Here is a 4,885-nt window from a genome sequence, read left to right as displayed (position 1 = left end):
GGTCGCGCGGCGGCCGCACCGGCGCTGACGGGCACAAGCCCGAGGGCTATCAGTCCAGCACTGAGCACGGCGGTGATCAGCCGCCGGCTGCGTCGCTTCCATCTCATGGCGTCCTCTGTTCCACGGGGGCTGCGGTACCGCGGTGCGCCTTGCCGACGCAGCGCGGGGAGGAGCGGGGGCTTCTGCGGGACTATGCAGAATTTGCTCTGCACAGTCGATTTCTTGCGTTTGCAGGACCACAGATTTGCCGCACGCCACAGGAATGTCAACGCTTCGCACACGCCACTCAACTGCGGGGCAGGCCAGGGCAGTTCGCCATGCACCGCCTACCCTGGCGCCTCGCCCACGGCAAAGGCGAATTTCTTGCTCGATTCCATCAGGATCTTGCGGAGAGGGCGACCGATGGTCCGCCCTCTCCCGAGGCAGTCGGGTCGCAGGAATCCGGCTTTCCGCGCCTTGAGGTGAGTGCGGTGATCACCGCGAGCACCAGTCCGCCGCCGCTGAGCAGCGCGCCGACCCAGTTCGTGTGGTTGTACGCGAGGCCGCCGCTGATGGCCAGGCCTCCCGCCCAGGCGCCGATGGCATTGCCGAGGTTGAATCCCGCGATGTTGGCGGCGGAGGCGAGGGTGCCCGCTCCCGGCGCCTCCTGCATCACGCGGGTCTGCAGCGGCGGAACGGTGCCGAACACGATCGCGCCGAGCAGGAAGAGCCAGACGGCCGCGAGCGGCTTGTAGTGGGCCGTGAAGGTGAAGGTCGCGAGCACGACGGTCAACGCGGTGAAGAGCACCAGGATCGTCGCCATCGCGTTGCGGTTCGCGGCCCGGCCGCCGAGCGAGTTGCCGACCACGAAGCCGCAGCCGAAGAGCACGAGGAGCCACATGACGCTGCCCGCCGCGTACCCGGTGATGTCGGTCATCATCGGGGTGACGTAGCTGTACGAGGCGAACAGGCCGCTGAAGCCCAGCGTGGTCATGGCCAGAGCGAGCCAGACCTGGGGACGCCTGAAGGCCGCGAGCTCCTGTCGCAGCGAGGCGTCGGGATCCGCCGGACTGTTCGGCAGCAGCGCCGCCACAATGATGAAGCCGATCACGCCGAGCCCGGTCACCGCCCAGAAGGCGACCCGCCAGCTGGCCACCTGGCCGAGCCACGTGCCGAGCGGGACGCCGACGACATTGGCGATCGTGAGGCCGCTGAACATCATCGCGACGGCGCTCGCCTGCTTCGTGGGGGCCACCAGCGAAGCGGCGACGACCGAGCCGATCCCGAAGAACGCACCGTGGCACAGGGCCGAGATGATGCGGCCCGTCATGAGCAGGCTGTAGTTCGGCGCGATCGCCCCCACGGCGTTGCCGATCATGAACAGCCCGAGGAGTCCCAGCAGCACATGCTTGCGACTCACCCGCATCGTCATCGCGATGATGATCGGTGCCCCCACGGCCACACCGAGTGCGTAGCCGGAGATCAGCAGGCCTGCCGTGGGGATGGAGACGGACATGTCTGTTGCTATGTCGGGCAGCAGGCCCATGATCAGGAACTCGTTGGTCCCGATTCCGAAAGCCCCGACAGCCAGGGCCAGTAGTGCGAGCGGCATGTCTTCCTCTTCAGTGGGTGGTGGTGTTCCGGGCCGTCACGCCCGTGACCGCCGGATCATCAGGGCTCCGGTCAGAGCCGCGGCCGCTGTCACCGTGGCGAACACGGTGGCGGACGTGGTGATCCCGGCGGCGTCGCTCAGATAGCCGGTCGCGATGGGCAGCACGCCGGCGAACGCGTAACCGCCCGCGCTCAGCGCCGCGTTCGCCTCTGCCAGACGGTGCTTGGCGACATAGGAGTTGAGGAGGGAGAACCCGCCGAACTGGCCCATCCCCTGCCCGGCTCCCGCGAGGGCCGCCGCGGCGGCCAGCAGCATCAGCGACTGCGTGCCGACGGCGGCGACCACGCCCAGCATCCCGGCCGCCGTCAGGAGCCCTGCCGTGGCCAGGACCCGTCGCGTAGGCAGCGCCCTGACCGCGAACTGCACACAGGTCGAGGTCCCGAACATCAGGAATCCGATGCCGCCGGTCACCAGACGGTTGCCGGTGTGCAGCAGGGTGCCCAACAGGGCCGGGCCGAGGGCGAGGAGAAGCGAGGTGCCCGTCATCCCCGGCATGTACGCCATGAGGCTCGTCGTCAGACTTCGCCGGTTCGCCCGGGGCACCGATGGCACGCGTACCCAGCCTCGCCGCCCCGGGTGCCCTTCGGCCGGGGGCAGGACGGTGAAGACGACGGCGAGCGCCGACAGGATCAGGACCATCTCGACGGCGAACACGGTGACGGTGGGAGCCGCCCAGTACTCCGAGACGGTTCCGCCGAGGAGCGGTCCTGCGGCCAGTCCGAGCCCGATGGCGGCCGAACCCGCCAGCGCCGCCGTGCCCCGGCGGTCAGGTCCCGCGACGTCCACGACGGCCGCGGTTCCCGCCGAGACCGCCGCTCCCACGGCAAGCCCGGTCAGGACGCGTGCGACGAGGAGGCCGACGACATCCCCCGCCGTCATGAACAGCAGGCAGGCGGCGAACGCCGCGGCGAGCGCGGGCGCGAGGACCTTGCGGCGTCCGAACCGGTCGGCCAGGACTCCGGCGAACGGCAGGGCGATGAGCAGTCCGGCGATGTAGGCGGCGAAGACGACCGTCGTCATGCCGGTGGAGAAGCCGATGCGCTCCTGCCACACACCGAGCAGCGGGGTGGGGATGTTGGACAGCATGAACACGACGGTGATCGGCCATGCCGCCGCCCACACATCCCATGCCCGCGCCGCCGTCCGGCCGGTCACAGGTCCCGGAGGAGCGGCAGCAGCTCCTCGGCCGTGCGGCGTACCGCAGAACGGTACTTGGGCTCCGTCAGCTCGTCCGTGGGCAGCCGGAGGATGAGGTGGCGGGCCCCGTTCTCGACGTACCGCGCCAGCCGGTCGGCGACCTCGTGGCGGGTGCCGCCGAAGATGCCCTGCGTGGTGCGCATGGTGGTGAGAGGCAGGTTGTAGTAGGCGCCGAAGTAGGACGACAGGGTCTCCTCGGCCCGTTGCTTCGTGTCGTCCACCGCGACGGACAGATAGACGGCGCCGGTGACGGCGGCACTGCTCCGTCCGGCCTCGTCGCGCGCCGCCGCCACCTGTCGCCAGCCCTCGCCGTACTTCTCGGGGGTGGTGGACGTGGGCATCCAGCCGTCGAGTTCGCGCCCGGCGCGCCGCAGCATCTTCGGGCCGGAGTGGGCGATCCACAGCGGAGGCCCACCGGGCTCCTCCGTCAGCGGCAGCACGGTGGCGTCCTGAAGCCGGTAGTGCTCTCCCTGGTAGGAGACCGGTTCGCCGCGCGCCGCCCAGACGGCGCGGCAGATCTCGACGGTTTCCCGCATACGTCCGAAGCGGGTGGCGAAGTCCAGGCCGTAGTTGGCGAACTCCCTTTCCGTGGCGGGCGAGGCGAAGCCGGAGCCGATGCCGGCGATGAGGCGACCGCCGGACATCCGGTCCAGGCAGGCGAGTTCGTGTGCCAGGTGCACCGGTGGCCGCAGGGGCATCAGGACGCCCGTACCGAGCTGGATGCGCTCGGTGGCCGTGGCCGCGGCGGTGAGGGCGAGCAGCGGGTTCATGCGGGAGCGCGCGAGCGGAGATTCACCGGCCCACACGGAGTCGAACCCGCACGCTTCGGCCAGCGCCGCGATCGAGGCCAGGTTCTTGGGGTAGGGGCCCTCGTCCACCACGGACTCGCGTCCGGGCAGCACGATGCCCACCTTCAGGCCGCTCACCGGTTCCACCCTGCCCCCGGCACGATGCCCTCGATCTCCACGAGGAGGTCGTCGCGGCAGACGGCGACGTTGAGGTACTTCACCTCAACACCTGCACCAAACGCTTCCTCACACGTCGCGCGCACCGCCGGAATGTCACTGTCATGTCGTACGTACACCTTGATGCGTCGCAGCTCTTTCAACTCGTGTCCCGCCTCGACGCCTTGGGCGGTGAGGTTCTCGCGGGAGATGAGGTGGGCGATGTTGTCCAGGGTCACTCGCGACTGCCGCTCGACGTCACCCTTGTGCACGGTCTCGTGCCCGAGGATGGCGGCGGTGCCGGAGACGTAGAGGGTGTCGCCGAGCCGGGTGGCACGGGCGAAGCTGGGCGGCTTGGGCCCGTACTGGTGCGGATAGTGATAGGCGGGCGTCTGCTTCAGGTTCTCCAGATGCCGGGGCACCTCGTGCCGGGAGGCGAGGAGGACGAAGGCGATGCCGCGGCCTTGGGTGCCGATGCCCGTGGCGGCGGGCATGTGCGCGGTGCCGTGTCCCTTGTGGGCCTCGAAGGCCTGGGCACGCCCCCGGACGAAGTCCTGGTAGACCTCCATGCCTTCGGCGTTGGACCCGATGATGTCGCCGACGAAATTCCACATGCGGAAGATGTGGGCGTAGCCGAGGTCGTCGGCCAAGGCGAAGGCCTTTTCGTACAGGGCCTGGACCGGCGAGGTGTACACATCCTGTTCGGGCAGGAGCCCGGCGATGAACAGGTATGTGCCGTCATGTGCGTGGGCGAGGTCGTCATGAACTGCCGCGCGTGGCCGCTCTGTCACGGTCCACACCTCGCGGAACGCTTCTTCCTGCCCGGCTGCCATGGGGATGGCGAGGTCGGGATGGCCGTGCTCGGTCAGTGTGAGCGCTGCGGCGGCGGCGAAGGTGACCGTGGCAAGGACGTGCCGCCCCTCCTGCGCCACCGGTATCTGTCCGATCGGGGTGATGTCGGCGCGGATGGTCATGTCAGCGGCCCGCCGCTGCGGTGCGGTCACCGGCCGGGGCAGCCTGGGCTTCGTCGCGGATGATCGCCAGGGCTTCGTCCCGGGCCCTGGCCATCGTGGCCTCGTCCCTGGCCTCGACG

4 protein-coding genes are annotated in these 4,885 nt (G+C 69.6%); all 4 read right to left on the bottom strand.

Going from position 1 to position 4,885, the window contains the following annotated elements:
• Window positions 1-376: 376 nt before the first annotated feature.
• On the bottom strand, window positions 377-1,591 hold the full coding sequence (locus ABD378_RS37775; protein ID WP_344528805.1) for an MFS transporter: 1,215 nt from the start codon (window positions 1,589-1,591) through the stop codon (window positions 377-379).
• A gap of 36 nt (window positions 1,592-1,627) precedes the next feature.
• Window positions 1,628-2,737, bottom strand: coding sequence for an MFS transporter (locus ABD378_RS37770; RefSeq protein WP_344528803.1), 1,110 nt, complete (start codon window positions 2,735-2,737; stop codon window positions 1,628-1,630).
• 65 nt (window positions 2,738-2,802) lie between these two features.
• Complete coding sequence (locus ABD378_RS37765; protein ID WP_344528801.1) at window positions 2,803-3,774, bottom strand: LLM class flavin-dependent oxidoreductase; 972 nt, start codon at window positions 3,772-3,774, stop codon at window positions 2,803-2,805.
• Window positions 3,771-4,766: an FkbO/Hyg5 family chorismatase gene (locus ABD378_RS37760; protein WP_344528799.1), complete on the bottom strand. Its 996-nt coding sequence runs from the start codon at window positions 4,764-4,766 to the stop codon at window positions 3,771-3,773. The genes ABD378_RS37765 and ABD378_RS37760 overlap by 4 nt, the downstream gene beginning before the upstream one ends.
• Window positions 4,767-4,885 lie beyond the last annotated feature (119 nt).

Source organism: Streptomyces rectiviolaceus, from assembly GCF_039533825.1.
GTDB lineage: Bacteria > Actinomycetota > Actinomycetes > Streptomycetales > Streptomycetaceae > Streptomyces > Streptomyces rectiviolaceus.
The sequence above is the reverse complement of the archived record's forward strand: the minus strand, read 5'-3'. Positions and strand labels throughout refer to the sequence as shown.